The 17,732-nt window shown below is 57.1% G+C and carries 21 protein-coding genes and 1 pseudogene; 13 read left to right on the top strand and 9 right to left on the bottom strand.

Annotated features, from left to right (window positions below; all coding sequences use genetic code 11):
* Nucleotides 1-22: 22 nt before the first annotated feature.
* Nucleotides 23-790, bottom strand: a complete 768-nt coding sequence (locus ACN8M7_RS25075) for a coniferyl-alcohol dehydrogenase (protein WP_490262546.1) — start codon at nucleotides 788-790, stop codon at nucleotides 23-25.
* Nucleotides 791-834: 44 nt separating this feature from the next.
* Nucleotides 835-2,310: a benzaldehyde dehydrogenase gene (locus ACN8M7_RS25070; RefSeq protein ID WP_490262545.1), complete on the bottom strand. Its 1,476-nt coding sequence runs from the start codon at nucleotides 2,308-2,310 to the stop codon at nucleotides 835-837.
* Nucleotides 2,311-2,566: 256 nt separating this feature from the next.
* Between ACN8M7_RS25070 and ACN8M7_RS25065 the strand changes: the two genes are divergently transcribed.
* From ACN8M7_RS25065 to ACN8M7_RS25045, 5 genes and pseudogenes are all read left to right on the top strand, one after another.
* Nucleotides 2,567-4,327 carry a sigma 54-interacting transcriptional regulator gene (locus ACN8M7_RS25065; RefSeq protein WP_490262544.1) on the top strand — a complete coding sequence of 587 codons (1,761 nt, stop codon included), beginning with the start codon at nucleotides 2,567-2,569 and terminating at the stop codon, nucleotides 4,325-4,327.
* A gap of 82 nt (nucleotides 4,328-4,409) precedes the next feature.
* Nucleotides 4,410-4,883, top strand: a complete 474-nt coding sequence (locus tag ACN8M7_RS25060; protein WP_490262543.1) for a MarR family winged helix-turn-helix transcriptional regulator — start codon at nucleotides 4,410-4,412, stop codon at nucleotides 4,881-4,883.
* 234 nt (nucleotides 4,884-5,117) lie between these two features.
* A pseudogene (locus ACN8M7_RS25055) lies at nucleotides 5,118-5,280 on the top strand (tyrosine-type recombinase/integrase); the annotation flags it as partial.
* A 315-nt stretch (nucleotides 5,281-5,595) separates the two neighbouring features.
* Nucleotides 5,596-6,969, top strand: a complete 1,374-nt coding sequence (locus tag ACN8M7_RS25050) for a tyrosine-type recombinase/integrase (RefSeq protein WP_316915883.1) — start codon at nucleotides 5,596-5,598, stop codon at nucleotides 6,967-6,969.
* Nucleotides 6,947-7,576, top strand: a complete 630-nt coding sequence (locus tag ACN8M7_RS25045) for a hypothetical protein (RefSeq protein WP_490262542.1) — start codon at nucleotides 6,947-6,949, stop codon at nucleotides 7,574-7,576. The genes ACN8M7_RS25050 and ACN8M7_RS25045 overlap by 23 nt, the downstream gene beginning before the upstream one ends.
* Nucleotides 7,577-7,634: 58 nt before the next feature.
* On the opposite strand, the gene ACN8M7_RS25040 is transcribed toward ACN8M7_RS25045, so the two are convergent.
* Both ACN8M7_RS25040 and ACN8M7_RS25035 read right to left on the bottom strand, forming a co-directional pair.
* On the bottom strand, nucleotides 7,635-9,053 hold the full coding sequence (locus ACN8M7_RS25040) for a YfjI family protein (protein ID WP_316915885.1): 1,419 nt from the start codon (nucleotides 9,051-9,053) through the stop codon (nucleotides 7,635-7,637).
* 43 nt (nucleotides 9,054-9,096) lie between these two features.
* Entirely contained in the window at nucleotides 9,097-9,357 is a 261-nt protein-coding gene (locus tag ACN8M7_RS25035; RefSeq protein WP_490262541.1) for a helix-turn-helix transcriptional regulator, read from the bottom strand.
* A gap of 332 nt (nucleotides 9,358-9,689) precedes the next feature.
* Here ACN8M7_RS25035 and ACN8M7_RS25030 point away from each other — a divergent pair, with 332 nt between their 5' ends.
* The 6 genes from ACN8M7_RS25030 (at nucleotide 9,690) to ACN8M7_RS25005 (ending at nucleotide 14,086) form a co-directional block, all read left to right on the top strand.
* Nucleotides 9,690-10,016 carry a hypothetical protein gene (locus tag ACN8M7_RS25030; RefSeq protein WP_490262540.1) on the top strand — a complete coding sequence of 109 codons (327 nt, stop codon included), beginning with the start codon at nucleotides 9,690-9,692 and terminating at the stop codon, nucleotides 10,014-10,016.
* Nucleotides 10,017-10,108: 92 nt separating this feature from the next.
* The gene (locus ACN8M7_RS25025) at nucleotides 10,109-11,077 is read left to right on the top strand and encodes a DUF932 domain-containing protein (RefSeq protein WP_490262539.1); all 969 of its coding nucleotides are present in this window, start codon (nucleotides 10,109-10,111) and stop codon (nucleotides 11,075-11,077) included.
* An 86-nt stretch (nucleotides 11,078-11,163) separates the two neighbouring features.
* Nucleotides 11,164-12,168, top strand: coding sequence for a YqaJ viral recombinase family nuclease (locus tag ACN8M7_RS25020; RefSeq protein WP_490262538.1), 1,005 nt, complete (start codon nucleotides 11,164-11,166; stop codon nucleotides 12,166-12,168).
* 89 nt (nucleotides 12,169-12,257) lie between these two features.
* Complete coding sequence (locus tag ACN8M7_RS25015) at nucleotides 12,258-13,154, top strand: recombination directionality factor (protein ID WP_490262537.1); 897 nt, start codon at nucleotides 12,258-12,260, stop codon at nucleotides 13,152-13,154.
* 41 nt (nucleotides 13,155-13,195) lie between these two features.
* Nucleotides 13,196-13,693: a RadC family protein gene (radC, locus tag ACN8M7_RS25010; protein ID WP_490262536.1), complete on the top strand. Its 498-nt coding sequence runs from the start codon at nucleotides 13,196-13,198 to the stop codon at nucleotides 13,691-13,693.
* 42 nt (nucleotides 13,694-13,735) lie between these two features.
* Nucleotides 13,736-14,086 carry a hypothetical protein gene (locus tag ACN8M7_RS25005; RefSeq protein ID WP_490262535.1) on the top strand — a complete coding sequence of 117 codons (351 nt, stop codon included), beginning with the start codon at nucleotides 13,736-13,738 and terminating at the stop codon, nucleotides 14,084-14,086.
* Here ACN8M7_RS25005 and ACN8M7_RS25000 read toward each other — a convergent pair.
* The gene (locus ACN8M7_RS25000; RefSeq protein WP_033939302.1) at nucleotides 14,061-14,408 is read right to left on the bottom strand and encodes a helix-turn-helix domain-containing protein; all 348 of its coding nucleotides are present in this window, start codon (nucleotides 14,406-14,408) and stop codon (nucleotides 14,061-14,063) included. The genes ACN8M7_RS25005 and ACN8M7_RS25000 overlap by 26 nt on opposite strands.
* Before the next feature lie 148 nt (nucleotides 14,409-14,556).
* Between ACN8M7_RS25000 and ACN8M7_RS24995 the strand changes: the two genes are divergently transcribed.
* A complete protein-coding gene (locus tag ACN8M7_RS24995; protein WP_033939301.1) occupies nucleotides 14,557-14,901 on the top strand; it encodes a hypothetical protein in 345 nt (114 codons plus the stop codon).
* A 51-nt stretch (nucleotides 14,902-14,952) separates the two neighbouring features.
* Complete coding sequence (locus ACN8M7_RS24990) at nucleotides 14,953-15,567, top strand: hypothetical protein (RefSeq protein ID WP_490262534.1); 615 nt, start codon at nucleotides 14,953-14,955, stop codon at nucleotides 15,565-15,567.
* Nucleotides 15,568-15,726: 159 nt separating this feature from the next.
* On the opposite strand, the gene ACN8M7_RS24985 is transcribed toward ACN8M7_RS24990, so the two are convergent.
* The 4 genes from ACN8M7_RS24985 to ACN8M7_RS24970 form a co-directional block, all read right to left on the bottom strand.
* On the bottom strand, nucleotides 15,727-16,956 hold the full coding sequence (locus tag ACN8M7_RS24985) for a hypothetical protein (RefSeq protein WP_490262533.1): 1,230 nt from the start codon (nucleotides 16,954-16,956) through the stop codon (nucleotides 15,727-15,729).
* A gap of 46 nt (nucleotides 16,957-17,002) precedes the next feature.
* Nucleotides 17,003-17,155 carry a hypothetical protein gene (locus ACN8M7_RS24980; RefSeq protein WP_490262532.1) on the bottom strand — a complete coding sequence of 51 codons (153 nt, stop codon included), beginning with the start codon at nucleotides 17,153-17,155 and terminating at the stop codon, nucleotides 17,003-17,005.
* Nucleotides 17,156-17,353: 198 nt separating this feature from the next.
* Entirely contained in the window at nucleotides 17,354-17,524 is a 171-nt protein-coding gene (locus tag ACN8M7_RS24975; RefSeq protein WP_490262531.1) for a hypothetical protein, read from the bottom strand.
* Nucleotides 17,525-17,637: 113 nt separating this feature from the next.
* On the bottom strand, nucleotides 17,638-17,732 hold a 95-nt coding region (locus ACN8M7_RS24970; RefSeq protein WP_146226874.1), incomplete at its 5' end, for a transposase domain-containing protein.

Genomic DNA, 17,732 nt, shown 5'->3' with positions numbered 1-17,732 from the left:
GCGGGGGTTCACTCCCGAAGGTTCAGAGGTAAGTGGATGCCAGGCCGCCATCGACCGGCAGGTTGACGCCGTTGATCCAACGCGACTCCTCGGCACAGAGGAAGGCGATCACCGCTGCCACCTCGTCGGCATAAGCCGGGCGCTTCATGCGGTGGGCGTCAGCTTCGGTGCGCTGGCTGCCGAGCATGGCCACGAAGTCGCCAAGGATCGGCGTGAACACCGGCCCCGGCGCCACGCTGTTCATGCGCACCGAATGGGCCATGAACCAGGGCTGCGCCTGGGTGATGCTCCAGACGATCAGCGCCTCCTTGAAGTACTGGTAGCAGGTCTGTGGTGGCACCGGGTTGGCCGCCAGCCAGGCTTCGCCGGCGGCGAAGTCTTCAGTGGCCGCCAGCGCCTTGTGCTGCTCCAGGCGCTCGGGCCACTGCGCGCCGAGGATCGAGGCAACGTTGACGATGCTGCCGCCAGACGCGATGCGCGGCAGCAGCGCCTCGGTCAGGTGGCGCAGGCCGAGGTAGTTGACCCGCGCCAGCAAATGCGGGTTGGCCGTCCCGGGCACGCCGGCGATGTTGCACAGCCCGTCGAGCTGCGCCGGGAGCTGGGCCACGGCCTGGTCGATGCGCGCCGGGCTTTCCAGATCGATCTCGACGAAGCCGTCGAGGCTCATGTGCGGTTCGCTGCGATCCAGGCCGATCACCCGCGCACCGTGAAAACGCAGCAGGCGGGCGGTCTCGGCGCCGATACCGGAGGCGACACCGGTTACTGCCAGGATCTTGCCTTGCAGGTTCATATTTCGCGTCCTCTTGTTCTTGTTGTGTTCGCAAAAAGGCTCGGTCAGAAGGGATAGCGCGGCGGCGTGTCCTTGACCGTCACCCACTGCCACTGGGTGTATTCGTCCCAGTCCGCCGGGCCGCCGACGCTGCCGCCGTTGCCGGAATTGCCGCGCCCGCCGAAGGGGTTGATGCACTCGTCGGCGACGGTCTGGTCGTTGATGTGCAGCAGGCCGCAATGCAGGCGCTCGCCGATGGCCATGGCGCGCCCGAGCGAGGGTGAGATCACCGCAGCGGACAGCCCGTATTCGCTGGCGTTGGCCAGCTCGACCGCCTCGTCGTCGTCCTCGAAAGGCACCACGCAGGCCACCGGGCCGAAGATTTCCTCATCGAAGGCACGCATGCCCGGGCATACCCCGGAGAGCACGCTGGGCTTGTAGAACAGGCCCTCGTACGGGCCGCCCACCTCCAGGCGCGCACCGGCCGCGACGCTGTCGTCGACGATCTGGCTGACCCGCGCCAGCTGGCGCTCGTTGATCAGCGGGCCAAGGTGCGCTTCGCCGCGGGCGGCGTTGCCCACCGTCAGCGCGCGCGCCTTGTCCACCAGCAAACGGGTCAGCTCCTCGGCAATCGAGGCGTGGGCGAGGATGCGCCCGGTGGCCATGCATATCTGCCCCTGGTGCAGCCAGGCACCCCAGGCGGCGTTGCTGGCGGCCAGCTGCAGGTCGGCGTCCTCCAGCACGATCAGCGAATTCTTGCCGCCCAGCTCCAGCGCCACCTTTTTCAGCGTGCGCCCGGCGGTCTCGGCCACCTTGCGCCCGGCAGCGGTGGAACCGGTGAAGGCGATCATTTTCACCTGCGGGTTCTCGCACAGCGCCACACCGGCCTCGGCATGCCCCGGCAACACCTGCAGCAGGCCCGAAGGCAGGCCAGCCGTCTCGAACAGGCGAGCGATGAGGAAACCGCCGCTGACCGGCGTTTGCGGATCGGGCTTGAGCACCACCGCATTGCCCGCTGCCAACGCCGGCGCCACCGACCGCAGGGACAACACCAGCGGGAAGTTGAATGGGGAGATCACCCCGACCACGCCATGCGGCACGCGCCGCGCATAGGACAGGCACCCGGCCTCGCTCGGCAGCACCAGGCCGTGCCCCTGCGAAAGCATCGCGGCTGCCTGATGCAGCAGCACGATGGCCTCGCGCACCTCATGGCTGCCCTTGAGCACACTGCCGCCGGTTTCCCGCGCCACGAACAGCGCCAGCTCGTCGAAGTGCGCTTCAGCCTGATCGGCGGCGCGGCGGAAGATCAGCGCCTTGTCGCGTGGCCCCAGCGCGCTCCAGGCTGGCTGCGCCTTGCTCGCCGCTGCGCAGGCGATGCGCATGTCCTCGGCATTGGCCAACCCGGTAGTGGTCAGTTGGGTGTTGGTCGCCGGTTCGCGCACCGGGTTGACGCCACCGAGCGGGCTGATCCAGCCGCCATTGAAAATCTTCTCGCGCCACTGCGCTTCACGCAGGAAACCGGCCTCTTTGACTGCGGACATATCGCACTCCGATGTTCTTGTACTTGTGGAGGGCGGCACCCGCTGCTTCGCTCACGAGACCTGCCCTGCCAGCACTAGAGCAAGCGCTGTGCCCACTCCTTCAGAAGCTCGATGAAGAGGCTCTATTCCGGCCATTTCAGCCGTTTCACGAACAAACCAAGCACGCTTGCGGCGCAGCGACGATTACGCAAATGATCAAAGTTATGCTAATTAACTTTTTACCCATTGATCATTTGATGAAGCGAGGCGTTGCCCCATGGAGATGCCCAAGCACCTGTTCAGTGACTTCGCCCAGGGCAAAGATCCAAGCCCGTTGCGCGGCGACAGCTCGCTGCTGCAGCAGGATCAGTCGCCAACCACGGCGGAACTGGCCGAGTGCCTGTTCTTTTCACCCGGTGACGGACGCATCTGGCTCAACGACCAGCGCATGCTGCTGATGCACGGCTCCTCGTTCGGCGCGTTGCGCCGCGAATTCATCGACAGCCTCGGCCTGGAGCGCGCACGTGGGCTGTTCACCCGTACCGGCTACCAGTCCGGTGCGCGCGACGCGCAGCTGATCCGCACGCGCTGGCCGCAGGCCGACCGCACCGCCGTGTTCTTCGCCGGCACCCGTCTGCACACCCTCGAAGGCATGACCAAGGTGGAGCCGTTGCACTTCAAGTTCGACGCCGATGTCGGCCTCTATGAAGGCGAGTTCCTCTGGCACCACTCCTGCGAGGCGGACGAGCATATCGCCGCCTACGGCATCGGCCAGGACTCGGCCTGCTGGACCGAGATCGGCTACGCCACCGGCTATGTCAGCGGCCTGTTCGGGCGTCTGGTGATCTTCCGCGAGGTGGAGTGCCGGGCCATGGGCCACAAGGTCTGCCGGGTGATCGGCAAGACCGCCGAGCAATGGGGTGACGTCAGTGCCGACCTCGCCCTGCTCTATGCCACCCCCAACCCGACGCCGCCCGCCGCCCAGGCGACGGCGCCGCTACGCCCCTTCAGCAGCGAGCCCGGCGAACTGATCCCGATTGGTGTCAGCGCCGCCTTCAACGCTGCCCGCCACGCCCTGCAACGGGTGGCGCCAACACCGGCGACAGTACTGATCGGCGGCGAGTCAGGCGCCGGCAAGGAACTCTTCGCCCGCGAGCTGCACCGCCTCAGCCCCCGACGCGAACAGCCCTTCGTCGCACTCAACTGCGCCGCCATACCCGACAACCTGATCGAGGCCGAACTGTTCGGCGTCGAGCGCGGCGCCTTCACTGGTGCCAGCCATTCACGCCCAGGGCGCTTCGAGCGCGCCCATGGCGGCACCCTGTTCCTCGACGAAATCGCCTGCCTCAGCCTGCCCGGCCAGGGCAAATTGCTGCGCGCCCTGCAGGAACGCGAAGTCGAGCGCGTCGGCGGCGGCCAGCCGATCAAGGTAGACGTGCGCGTGGTCGCAGCGACCAACGTCGATCTGCGCCAGGAGGTGCAGGCCGGGCGCTTTCGCGAAGACCTGTTCTACCGCCTCAACGTCTACCCCATCAGCCTGCCGCCGCTGCGCGAACGGCGCGACGACATCCCGCTGCTGGTGGATGCCTTCCTCAGCCGCTATTGCCGCGAATACCAGCGCACTCCCGCCGGGCTGACCATGCGCGCGCTCAAGGCCCTGCTGCTGTACGACTTCCCGGGCAACGTGCGGGAACTGCAGAACCTGATCGAGCGTGGCCTGATCGCCAGCGACGAGGGCCGCCCCATCGACCTCATCCACCTCTTCCACAACGAACCGCTGCCACCGCAGCTCTACTCGCTAAGCCAGAGCGGCACCCTCTCCAGCAACACGGACAGCAACGCCAGCGGCCCGGACAACCTGCTCGAACAGCTCCAGCGGCTAGATATCGAGCCTGACATCCAGCACCTGGAACGGCGCCTGCTCGACGACGCCCTGAACAAGGCAGAAGGCAACCTGGCCGCCGCCGCACGCCTGCTCGGCCTGACCCGCGCGCAGTTCGCCTATCGCCTGAAAAAACACGGCCCAGCCGATCAGTAGCCCAATTAGCGCTGGCATCTCGCCTTGCGAGACTGCAAGATAATTAACTTACTTAACTTAAAGCGTGATCAATTCGGACAACATGGCCAAAATTCCCGAACTCAGCGACCGCCCCCTGGATCCAGCGCTTCTCGACCTGGCGTTGGATGGTTACCTCGGCTACGTGCTTCGACGCGCACAGATGAAGGTATTTCAGCACCTGTCGGCGCGCCTGGAACCGTTCGACCTGCGCCCCGCGCAATTCACTGCCCTGATGATCATCGAACAGCATCCGGGCCTGATGCAGGCCGACCTTGCCCGCGCGCTGGCCATCGAACCGCCGCAAGCAGTGGTGCTGGTCAACAAGTTGGAAAAACTAGGCCTGGCCATGCGCGTGCGCTGCAAGCCGGACAAACGCTCCTACGGCATTTTCCTGAGCAAGTCAGGCGAGGCCCAGCTCAAGGAGCTCAAGGAAATAGCACAGCAGAGCGATGTCGACTCGACCCGCTCACTTGACCAGCAAGAGCGCGGACAACTGATCGCGCTGCTGCGCAAGCTCTATCGCGACAACCGCTGAAATATTGATCACTGCAGCCCTCGGGAACGCAAGCGGGTTGAGCAATCCGGGCTTTCTGCCTTCGTCGCGTCGATACGAGAACGAGCTCAACAAGTGTCGCAAGACACACCGCTTGGCAACTGTACACGCCAGAAACTTCTCCCCCAGCCACGCCCATGCCGTCGAGCGGCACGCCGGGTACGCCTATGTACAGCACAGATCAGCGGGGCTGGCAGCTCTACCCCGCGTAAAGCAATCATGAAGGAAGACAGGAAGGCTCAGCTGGACCACGAAAACGGCAGCATCACCTGTCACTATTCGGCCGCCGAGTTGGGCAAACTGATCGATGAAGCCAACAGGATTTCGGCTACCGACTCGCGCACCAGCCCTGACAGTTTTGAAGAGGATGGCAGGCTGAAGAAAGTCCCGCCAAAAGTCTCTGACACAAAAAAGCCTGGTCATCACTGACCAGGCTCTAATGTAGGGATTTTTTGGTCGGGACGGAGTGATTCGAACACTCTACCCCTTGCACCCCATACAGGTAATTACCCGTCCGAGCAGATACAACCAAATTCAAAGCAACCCCGCACAACCCTTGATATTACTGGCTTACAGCTAATTTCTCGTCCAAAATAGCCCTATTCGATTCGAAGAAAGCCGATCTCAATTGGCAACGAATTGGCAACCAGACAATCTCAATTGGCAACCAATTGGCAACGGGAAAGCTGACCATATGGCCAACATTACAGACCGCCAGATGACTGGCAAACCAGGGACAAGTGACAAATGGCTGAGCGAAGTCGCCATCTGGGGACATGGCAGCCTAGTAGCTCGGATCACTCCTAGCGGAGAGCGGCTTTTCTACTTTCGCTATACCAATAGCCGCAGCGAACGCGTGACCTTCCCTATTGGTACATACAGCCGTGATGGCAACGAAGGCACGATGACGCTAGCCGAAGCCGGCCAACGAGCCAAAGAGCTTGCAGGGCTGCACAAGTCAGGTATCAAGGATGTAAAGGAGCATCTCGAAGCTGAGGAGGCTGCCCGAATTGCAGCTCGCGATGCCGAGCTTGCAAGAATCGCCGCTGAGAAAGCGGCCATCGAAGCAGCAAATGCTCGACTTGCTGCCAGGAAAACCGTCAATGACCTATTTGACCACTGGGCAAAGGTAGACCTGATTAACCTCAAGGATGGCGGCGATGAGGTTCGCCGGATGTTCAATAAGGACGTCCTACCCTTTCTGGGCGAACTACCTCTCGACGAAGTAAAAAAAGGCCACATCACAGAAGTGACCGATGCGCTGCTTGCCCGCGGCGTTAACCGGATGGCCAAAATGATCTTCAGTCTTATGCGCCAAATGTTCAGGTTCGCCGTGGATCGCGATTTGATTGAGCACGACCCAACAGCGAGCATCCGCAAAGCAAAAATTGGCGGCAAGGATACAGAGCGCGACAGAGTTCTTAGTGAGGATGAAATCCGAACACTGGCCAAGCTAGCACCAGAGGCCGGACTGCTTCCATCAACCGAAGCAGCAATCTGGATAGCCCTATCAACCTGTTGTCGTATAGGAGAACTGATGAACGCGCGCTGGGAGAATATCGACCTGAAAGCAGGCACCTGGCTCATTCCTAGTGAAGACAGCAAGAATGGAAAGGCGCACACCGTGACTCTATCCGAATTTGCAATCGAGCAATTCGAACGCATCAAGGTCATCAGCAGCAAAAGCGAGTGGTGCTACCCCAACACCAAAGACACTGGGCCAGTCTGCTCCAAAACTGTTACAAAGCAGCTTGGTGACAGACAGCGCAAACCAGATCAAGGGACCATGAGCAATCGCAGTGCCAAAGCCCAAGCTCTCTTATTAAAAGGCGGGAAGTGGACCCCACATGACCTGAGGAGAACCGGCGCTACTATCATGACTGCCCTTGGAGTTCTACCAGAGGTAGCTGAGCGCTGCTTGAATCACACTGAAGAAAATAGAATTAAACGAACATACCAACGACATAGCTATTCTAAAGAGATGTCTGAGGCATGGAAAACACTTGGCAAAAAACTAGAGTTACTCACCAAGGACGAGCCACTCAATGAAGAACCAAACAAAGATTGAAGCAGATAAAAATACACTTGAATCGCTATTCAAAAAAACCATTAGCACCATTAAGAGCAATACAGAAGCAGTATTAAAATACTCCGAGTCCGACATAAATCTTGAGGAAATAATTGAAAAACAAAGAAAGACCTTAACAGAGAGCGAAATCGAGGAGGCCATAATTAATAAAGACTTCACAAGAATAGTAACATCTAACCTTAACGAAAGAGTCAACTGCAACATCTACTTGATAGCACTTCACATCTTAAAAATAGAATATAATTTACCAAAAGAAGACTACATAAATGCTTGGTTTTCTCAGCGCCGCGCAATTGAAGCCCAAGGTTACTTAGAAGGGGTATATGATAAAATCATCGCCAACAGAAGTAGTAAAGCGAAGCTAGGCGGCGAAGCAAAATCAATATACTACAAGAAACTGATAGCACTAATCGACGAGCACATTGCCAACACCCCAAAAGGGAACAGAACTAATGCCGAATACGCCGAAAATATAACAAGCGCACTCCTCAACATCGAAGACAACAAACAATATCTCGGCAAGAGAGAAAAAGATGACATAACTCAAATTATTCTAGACAAAATAATCGAAAAGCAAAAACAATAATTTCAAATATTGGATTTTGGTGGTGCTAACCTTCCAAAAGCTGACACCACCACGACTATCAATCATTAAGTCTTACTACCATTCGCCCCAGACGGCGCTCATGAATAATTATTTTTTTAGCCGATACAAGATAATCTAAAATCGGCGAAAGTACTTCCTTTTTTCTCATTCTATTCGGACCATATTGAAGTAAGTCATTTTTATCGATTTCACGCCCCCTTACACGCTTTCTTGTTACGAGCCACTGATACAACTCATCAGCATCAACTTCAATTTGAACAGGAGGAACAAAAATCTTTTTGAACTCATCAGCAAACCAACAGCATAGAGAAACAGAAAACTCAAGGATCTCAATTGGGATATCTCCCTCCTCACCCTCAAAAAAGTGAAGCAATGCAGCAACCCTGGCAATATTATCAGCTAGCTTAGAGGCAAAATCGGGCATTCTTTCAAATCGCCCCCCTTCACGCATCCCAACCTCAATCTCGTTGAAAACTTTCATCCACAGTGCAGATGCTGCAGGGGTAAACTTAATTCTCTCTCGACAGCTTGTAGCCTGCGCCTGAAACCGAGCATTACGCTCCAGCAGTTCGGATACCCTTACGTTAAACTCAGTAGTTCTCTGCCAAGAACTACTGAAGCTTTCCATAACCCTAGTCCCCCTTATCGAATCAGGCTTACAAATTAAAAATCTAGCCCAAAGTCCAGCTCCGCGCGACAACTCACCTTTACGCGACAAATAGTCAATGAAGTTCTTCTCCTGCACCATTAGCGATACAGTTAATCGCGCCTCATCAAGTCGATAACTTTCTGAAGAGGTACGATCCACAGCAATTACTCCGCCGCTCCAGATTGTATTTAATTTCGGAAAATCCCTAAAGGTACGACCATTCAAAATACCTGATGCCTCATCGGAGATAAGCCCTGCGGTTGGCAGCCCCTCATACATGCCCAGAAACAAGGCTTGCGGCGTAGTGTCGTCATACAGCATTCGAAACCGCCTGGGCTTTTCAGGCTTATTATTCTCATGCTCCATTATTTTACTTTCGATACTGCTGGTATCAAAATCATCACGATAAGCTTTACTGATAGATTTTAGTAACTCCTTCTTCCCCTGCTCCCATATTGCCAACCCAGCCTTCCACCGAACCATATCACGCTTATATTCATCATCTCTTCCTACTTCAAAAGACCTCACACTTTTTAACAGCGCATCCTGAGCCGTAGATTTACGATCACCAGAATCAGCAATGGTCGCCAGCATTAAAGATACTGGCACCACCTGATTATTTGGCTTCAGCACATCAATTAGCCCCTGAGAAACTAATGATATTGCTGTCAGTGCCCCAGAAATCACAAGCGACCTGGGCGCCTTGATGTTTACTTCTACTTCATCTACTGCTGCCGCAAAAATTGGCGCAGGAATAAATAAAGGATATTCACAACCAGGCTCAGGAAGCGCACTTTGATTAGCCATTACTGCCCTCGCATTAAATCTTGATGACTTTAAAGTGGGAGAGCTACTCTCCCCCACCTCCCCGATCACAACTTTTTAATCCTTGAACCACCTCTCTTGAGCTAACCCATTGCTGCATCTCACATGACAACCACCCCACTGAATTACCACCCAACCTTCTTGGTCGTGGAAAATCCTTATCGTATCGTGGCGATAGGCTATTTATTCGATCATAAATTGTTGAGCGTGATAGCCCTGTCATTTTCACAACATCTTTAACCCTAATAATTCGCACTTCAGAATCGACACCTAATTCTGGGCTCATACTTTCCTCCAAACATTTAAAGAGCATTCGAGCGATTTCTGGCAACGCGACTGTGCAGACGGCCTGCTCTCAAAACGCGTGCCTTCGCTTGCGTCGTCACTCTACGAATGCCTGCTCCAGCATTCATCGCGTCTGCTTAATTTTTTTTTTTACTACGAGCAGGCGCACGTATAGGTGCCGGCAATGACTTGCCCCTCAGGATTGCCGGCATGAAGACACGGCTAGCCGCTATTTCCGCTACTCGTAGCGGAAATAGCGGGCTTTGGTCTCAATCGAATGAAATTTCAGTCACACATCACCGCAATGACATCCCCACCCTGGAGTCTTCAACCATGTCATTGCACTGCCCGAGCTGCGGCTCTCCTCAGGTCTCCACGCACCTCACCGCCATGCGGATTGCTGCCTTCATCGGCATGCTGGGCGGTGCGCTGCGTGGTGCCGGCACCATCCTGCTCACTGGCCCAGCAGTTACCAGTAGCACCCTAGCCAAGCCTCCTAATGTCAACCTCAACGCCCTGTCATCGGCCATTCTCAGCGGCCTGGTTGGCGCTGCTGGTGGTTGTGCGATGGGCGCTCAGCTTGGTGAAAAACTCGACCGTCATGTGCTAGCACACAACGTCTGCTTGAGCTGCGGTCACCGCTTCAATCAGCCGGTCTGATCAGGCCGCCCTTCACTCTCACTCATCCCTGATTGCCGGTGCTGCGCCATGCGCGGCGCTTTATGCCGGCTACTGCTCAAAGGAAATTCATCATGGCTCATCAAATCGAACAAATGGCCTACGTTGGCGCTACTCCGTGGCACGGCTTGGGCAACAACCTGCCTCGCAAGCAACCTATCGAGGTCTGGCAGCGTGAAGCCGGCATGGACTGGCAAATCATGGAAAGCCCCGTGCACTTCAAGTCCGATGCAGTCGGGCACCTGGGCGCGATCCATTCCTTCCCGGAGCAGAAGGTGCTCTACCGCTCCGATACCAAGGCTCCGTTATCGGTCGTCTCCAACCGCTATCACACCGTGCAACCGCGCGAGGTGCTGGAGTTCTATCGCGATCTGACAGAGGTCTCCGGTTATGAGCTGGAAACGGCTGGCGTGCTCAAGGGTGGTCGCAAGTTCTGGGCGCTGGCGCGTACCGGACAAGGCACGTCGATCAAAGGAAACGATCAGGTGAACGGTTATTTGCTGCTGGCGACTTCTTGTGACGGCACCCTGGCGACTACGGCAACACCGACTACCGTGCGCGTGGTGTGCAACAACACCCTGACCGTCGCCTTGGATGGCACCAGCCGTGCAATCAAGGTGCCGCACAACACCCGCTTCGATCCCAAGGTGGTGAAGAAGCAGCTCGGCATCGCCGTTTCGCAATGGGACGACTTCATGTACCGCATGCGCGCGCTGGCTGAGCGCAAAGTGCAGTGGCATGAGGCTTTGGGCTACTTCATGAATGTGCTGTGCGAGGTCAGCCCGACCGGGCAATTGCCCGAGCAGTTGCCCAACGAACGCGCTTTGCGCCGTGTGCAGGAGCTGTACGAGGGGCGTGGACGTGGCTCGGATCTGGAGTCGGCTCGCGGCACTGCCTGGGGTCTGCTCAACGCGGTGACCGAGTACGTTGACCATGAGCGTCGCGCTCGCAGCACTGAGTACCGACTCGACTCGGCCTGGTTTGGCCAAGGTGCACAGGTCAAGCAACGCGCTCTGGATGCGGCCCTGCAAATGGTCGCCTGATCTTCCCCTTTTCTACTTCATCCACTCCATAACGCCCGGTCAGTTCAGCGCTGACCGGGCGTTTTTGTGTCCGCGAGGTGAACACCATGAAAGCAACGTCATTGAATGACAGCACCAGCAAGAAACGTCCTGCCCTGCGCCTGGTCAGCACCAAGGAGCTGCCGCGCGAGGACTGGCTGCAGATCCGAAAGCAAGGCATCGGCAGTTCGGATGCAGCGGCGGCGGTCGGTCTCAACCCCTACAAATCCCAGTTGGAGCTGTGGCTGGAGAAAACCGGCCGCGACAGCAAACTGCCGAAGACCGACCCGCACGATGAGGAAAGCCCGGCTTACTGGGGCAACGTGCTGGAGCCCATCGTGGCCTGGCATTACAGCAAGCGCACGAAGCACAAGGTACGTCGCATCAACGCCGTACTGCAGCATCCCAATCCGGATTTGCCCTGGATGCTGGCCAACATTGATCGCGAAGTGATTGGTACAGATGAAGTGCAGATCCTCGAATGCAAGACAGCCGGCATAAACGGAGCACGCCCCTGGAAAGAAGGCGTACCCGAATATGTGCAGTTGCAGGTGATGCACCAGCTCGCCGTCACCGGTAAGCAGGCGGCCGATGTGGCGGTGTTGCTCGGTGGTCAGACGCTGGAGATCCATCGCATCGAGCGGGATGAGCAGATGATCGCTCGCCTGATCGAGTTGGAGCGCCGTTTCTGGCAGTACGTCGAAACGGATACCCCACCACCTGCCGATGGCAGTGCCTCGGCCGAGCTGGCGCTGCGTTGCCTGTATCCGCAGGACAACGGCCAGGTCGTCGACTTCAGCGGCAATGCCGGCCTGGTGGCTGCCTTCCTGGAGCTGAAGGCTGTGCGTCAATCGATCTCCGAGAAAGAAAAGCGCGAAGCCGAGCTCAAGCAGATGCTGCAGCAAGCAATGGGTGAGTCCACCCGTGCCGAGTTCTCCAGCGGCTACGTGAGCTGGCGCAAAGCCAAAGACAGCACCGTGCTCGATGTCGAGCGCCTGCTTCAGGAAAAGCCTTACCTGCAGGCCCGCTATCCGAAACTCAAAGAAGGTAGTCGGCGTTTTCTGATCGGCTGATCACCCTCTTCAACTCAATCCCTCCCCCCTTGGCCAGTCCATGCAGTTCACGCTGCTGGCTGGCCTTTTTTATTTCAAGGAGCGCAATCATGCTCAAAGGTCTAGCAATTACCCCGCCCGTACTCGGGCGCATCTCCATCGGCAAGGTCGTCGAGAAGAACGGCAAGCGCCTGCCCGAGAAAGACGACCAATTCACCATCACCTCGCAGGTACAAGGCAAAGACGGCTGGCTTCTGCATCCGCTCAATGACGAGCTGCGCCAAGGCAAAGACGACAAGCTGCGCAGCATCCCAGTGCGCTTGTTGTTCAACGAGCCTGAGTTGAATTTCCGCGCTGATTACACCCTGTTTGATCGGCAGAACGGTCGACCGGTCTGTGTCGGCAACGGTGAAACCTGCAAGCGTATCGGTAAGGACGGCGTTCAATCGCTGCCCTGCCCGTCACCCGATGCCTGCCCGCTGGCCAAGGGCAACGCCTGCAAGCCCTACGGACGAATGAACGTGGTGATCGGTGATGAGGATGCCCTGGGCAGCTTCGTGTTTCGCACCACGGGCTTCAACAGCATCCGCACGCTGATTGCCCGACTGCAGTACTTCCGGGCCATATCAGGTGATCGTCTGGCGTGCCTGCCGCTAGAGCTGCGTCTACGTGGCAAATCCACCCGGCAGAGCCATGGCACGCCGATCTTCTACGTCGATCTGACGCTGCGCAGCGGCATGACCGTGGAGCAAGCGTTACTCACTGCGCGTGAGTTGGATGAGGCGCGTCAGGCGGCTGGTTTTGATCAAGCCGAACTGGATGCCACCGCGCGTGTCGGTCTGGGCAACGGCATCTTCGAGGATGACGGCGAGGACAGCAGCGCCATTGCTGAAGAGTTCTTTCCGGACGGTCAGCCCGCCACGTCGAAACCCGACAGCACCGTTCACACCCAGTCGCTCGCCGAGAAACTCGAAGCCCAATCCCAACAGCTCGAACCTTCTGCCTAACCACGGGCGGGCCGAATCGGCTCGCCATCCGGAGACAGACCATGAAATTTCACAAGCTCAGAGCCGGTGAAGTCGCCGGCAGCTACCTGGTGGACTCGCCCGTCAGCGAGACCGACATCCTGCGTATGGCCCAGCAGTTGGCCACTCACCGACTGAGTAAGGGCCGCGCGCTCACCGATCCACACAAAGTCAGGGAGCACCTGCAAGTGCTGCTGCAGGATCTGCCGCACGAAGTCTTCGCGGTGCTACTGCTCGACAGCAAACACCGCGTGATCCGTTTCGAGGAGCTGTTTCGCGGCACCCTCGACGCAGCCAGCGTCTATCCGCGTGAAGTGATCAAAACAGTGCTCGCGCAAAACGCCGCGGCTGTGATCCTGGTGCACAACCATCCTTCCGGCGATCCCTCTCCCAGCCAGGCAGATATACGCCTGACGCAAACACTCAAAAACGCCCTGGCCATGGTCGGCACCACCACGCTGGATCACTTCATCGTGGGGTCAGAAGGCATCGTGTCGCTGGCTGAACAGGGCTTGCTCTAACCACCCTTTGCTGCGGGCACCATCACGCCCCGAGGAGCGATCATGTCCACACGCTGCTTGATCTGTGAATCATCCGCTGTGTTGTCCAACGAAGCGGTCGGCACGCTGGTTATGCTGGCCAGCGTCATAGGCGGTTTTATGAATGCGGCACGGCGACCTTCCGCCCCAGAGGCTGCATCATCTGGAGTGGAACCGATCAACCTGGAACAGGTGCTGGAATTTGTGACGGAAGGGATTGAACTGGCTCAGCGGCAATGGGCTGAGAACCAGCCCTTTCTGCAAGACGCCCGGCGCTTTCAGTTCATGCAACACGACTGTCTGTGCCTGCGTTGCGGGGCACTGTTCAACCGGGCGCCCGAACCTGAACTCAATCCTGGCTCAGGCGTTGGGTGAGACGCTCGATCATCTCCAGCACCAGCTGACGATCTGCTGGTGTGAGCTGGTTTAGCATCTGGCTGATACGCACGGCCTGGTCTTCAGGACGGTGGCTGGCTTGGGTCAGAAGATCCGCAGCCTCACAGCCAAATATCTCGGCGAACTGCATCAGGCGCTCGATGTTCGGCATCACGATGCCTCGCTCGATACGCGACACCGCTTCACCACCAATCCCCAGCCGCTCGGCGACCTGCTCTTGAGTCAGTTCGCACAGCATGCGCTGCCTGGCAATCGCCAAGCCCACCACTTTGGCCAGGTTCGTTTCTTCAGACTTCGGCATACACCCTCCAGGTCAACCTGAATGGTCGAATGCCATCCTCTTGACATGAAGGGCTTCAAAGGTTGTTATCCAACCCATAGAGTCGATACGCATCCATCTAAGTCGACACTGCAAAACCCTTCATTGCGCAATAAGCGAGACCTTCACCATGACACAACTGACATTCGATGACTTGGCCACCGCCAAGTTGCCTCAACTCATCAGCCGCAAAGAGTCGTTTGAGGTCGTGGGCCTAAGCGGCAAGTTGATCGAGGCCGTTCGCCTGGTCGAAAGCAAGATCGAGGTAACTGGACTGACCTGCCGCGTGTACACCGTAGGCCGCGTTGGCCTGGCAGCCGGCAGTTTCGCAGGAGGAGTCACGGGTGCATTCGGATTGCTCTCGGCGACCAGTATTGCCGTGCACAACCTGCTGACCTTCAACCCCGACTACGAGATCGAGAAGTACCCGGTGCATAACCGGATCGTCGTTCGCTACAAGAAAAAGAAGAAGTAACCCAACCCATACCGAGTGGCCAGCCGCTCACCATACGAAGGGAGTTCGATCATGAACCTGACCACAAACCCCAAACTGATTTTCGCCCTTGCAGCCACCCTGATCACTGCCGTCACAGCGAGTAACGTCGCCACGGCCCAACAGCGTGAGGTGGACTACGTTGTTGGCGAGAACGTCTTTAGCTGCTCAACCACGAAACACAGAAGCATCGGTAGCTACGACTGCCGCCCTGCAGGGGATCGCACACCACGGATCAAGCGCCTGCCCTTCATCGACACCCAGACCGGCACCAAGACGCTGGAGGAAGTACCCGGCTCGTTGAACGTGCTCTGCGACCAATACGGCTGCGCCACGATCTCGAATCAGCCTGGGTTTCCGAAGGGCACGATGATGGGAAAAGGGGCCAACGGTTATTTCATCGTCGAATCGGGCTGGTATCTGGACTATGACAACAATGGTCACACCACGGCGTATCGCGTCGATGTCGGCCCGCAACGGGGCTATGCGCCTTACAAAGCAAGCAAGTCAAAGGATACCAATCATGGTACTGAAGCCTGCTTCGATGCCATGGTCGCGGAAATCCAAGAGGAAAATCCAAATTTCCCGATCAGCTTCGACATGATGAATGAGATGCGGACTGAGTGCGGTTTACCTCCAGAGGAATAGCTTGAGCACCCAGATAATCAAGAGTCCGCATTAATGCGGACTATTTTTTTTGGCTTAGTGCACAGAGCTGGGCCATCGAGAACATGCTTCCAGCCTAAGACTGGTGGCCTGGCTAGCCCTTGCCGCACCAGTAAGGGCAGCTGGCAGACTCATGATGCATCAGTCGTAAAACAGCCTAGGGTCAAAGCGCTTGTCGAACAGCTCGGGAAGGCTGCTCAATTCCCCATCCCACTCGCCCATCCAGTGCAAACCAAGCAGTGAGTCGTAGCGTTTCACCAGCTTTTTCTTACCTAGTTTTCCAGCAAGTGCCAGTGCCTCTGCGAGCACATTTTTGAAAATATCAGGATCGCGACCAACACCGAGATTATAGGCTGTCTGGTAATGCTCAAGCGCCTTCTCATTTTGCCTGCATAGCACCAAGAATCGAGCACGAAGCCATTCGACGATGTGATATGTCTGCCCAGCAATAGGCTCCCAAGTACGCTCAAGACGAGTGAGCATGTCCTGAACGGCTGCCGCATCGCGCGGCACATCAGGGTTGTAGAGCGCTTCGCGCAAAGCACCGTAGGGGCGGTCAGGGCCAATGCTGTACTGCCGCACATTGTCCATCGCGACCTCTCGCTTACGCCAGAAGAATGCTTCTTCAGCGTCAACAATAGTGAGTTCTGTCAGGCTGAAATGATTGGCGATCGACTTACGGTACTCGAGTGGCGTTCGAGATAACAACCGACCAGCCACGACCCACAGCTTTGGCCCCATTTCATGATCGAGGCCCAACGCCTTTAGAAGCTCAAGCGCACGATCTAAATTAGGCACAGTGGGGCCTTTCAGCCATGCATCCAGCGTGTCGCGACAGTTATCGAAGTCGATGCCGTGTTCTTTTGCTCGATGTTCGCAAATTAGGCTGTAATCCTTGCTACCTCGGGTGCATAGCGCTTTGATCACACACCCGAATGGCGCAGAGCTATTCAGAACGACAGTAGGCTTAACCAACGGCAGAACTAGGTAGACTGCATTCAAAAGCAAATAACCGCCTACTCCAAAAATTGTTGGCCAGAGGAGCTCACGCATATGCTGACGCTCAAGCAGGCCTGCATCGTGCCGTGTTACAAACCCGGCATAGAACTCAAGCCATCGGCGAGCGCCCACGAAGATCATGTTCGCTGCGTATGGATCCCCCAAATAGTCAGCCAGGCGCGCTTCCAAGCTGTAGAGAATGGTTGTTGGAATCTCGATGGGGTCCAGGCCCGGTCGTTTACGGTCATCCTTGAATGCTTTCAGATCCTCGTAAAGATTGCTGATATCTGTAGACAGCACTAGGCCGCTACGAACGGCAACTTCATAGACAATCTCGCCGATTGACGGATAGGGAGATACGGGAAGTTTCATCTGGGCACCTCTGCCAGGGGAGGCTAGCCCCCCTGGCATCCTTGGTTCACTGTTTGCGGTCTGCCTTGTCAGCAGCACTTGCAGCTCGTGAAGCAAAGCTATCCGGCGGGATGATGCCGTTATTGTCACGGGCAGTTGCCGAATAGATTCGAGCCTTGGCGTCTTGGGTCATGGGCTTGCTTACGGATTTCTTGGACATTTCAGTTTCCTGTAAAGAGTCAGTGGAGACGCTGATGCGTCAAAGGCGACTCTACGCAGGCACCGATAACAGGTCAGGGGGGCAAACTCGGAAAACTCTATTTAGAGTTTCGCCATCCCGCTTACACCAATAACTGGTCAGAGCCTATGGCCGTGACTGACACCCGTAATTTGCTGGCATCGCCCCCCAAACGTGGCATCAATCGATGGCGGCCTCAGCCTCATCTGCCACCTCTTCATACTCCATCTGGTGACGCGTCCATTCCGCAGCGACAGCCGGGTTTTCAAGGATCTGCTGTTCGATCTGCAACGTTTCACGGTACTCACGAGCCTGAGCAGCCATAGTCCATTGCGTCTGCACGCCTAACACTTCGAGTTCCTGCTTGATGTCGGTAATCCCTAGGCGGAAGAACTCTTTGCGCGGATTGACCTTGTTGACCTGCTGCCGCAGGGTAAGCGTCCGCCGAACTCACCTTGCGTGATTCAGGCAGGTACCCACTGATGCGGCAGTAGTTGGCCGATCTCACTCGCCCGCTGCGTCGGCAGTCGTGTCAGCACGTCCTTGAGATAGGCATACG

The sequence above is a fragment of the Pseudomonas spartinae genome (assembly GCF_965197125.1).
GTDB classification, from domain to species: Bacteria; Pseudomonadota; Gammaproteobacteria; order Pseudomonadales; family Pseudomonadaceae; genus Aquipseudomonas; species Aquipseudomonas composti_A.
Note: the sequence above shows the minus strand (reverse complement) of the source record. Positions and strands in the feature narration are given on the sequence as shown.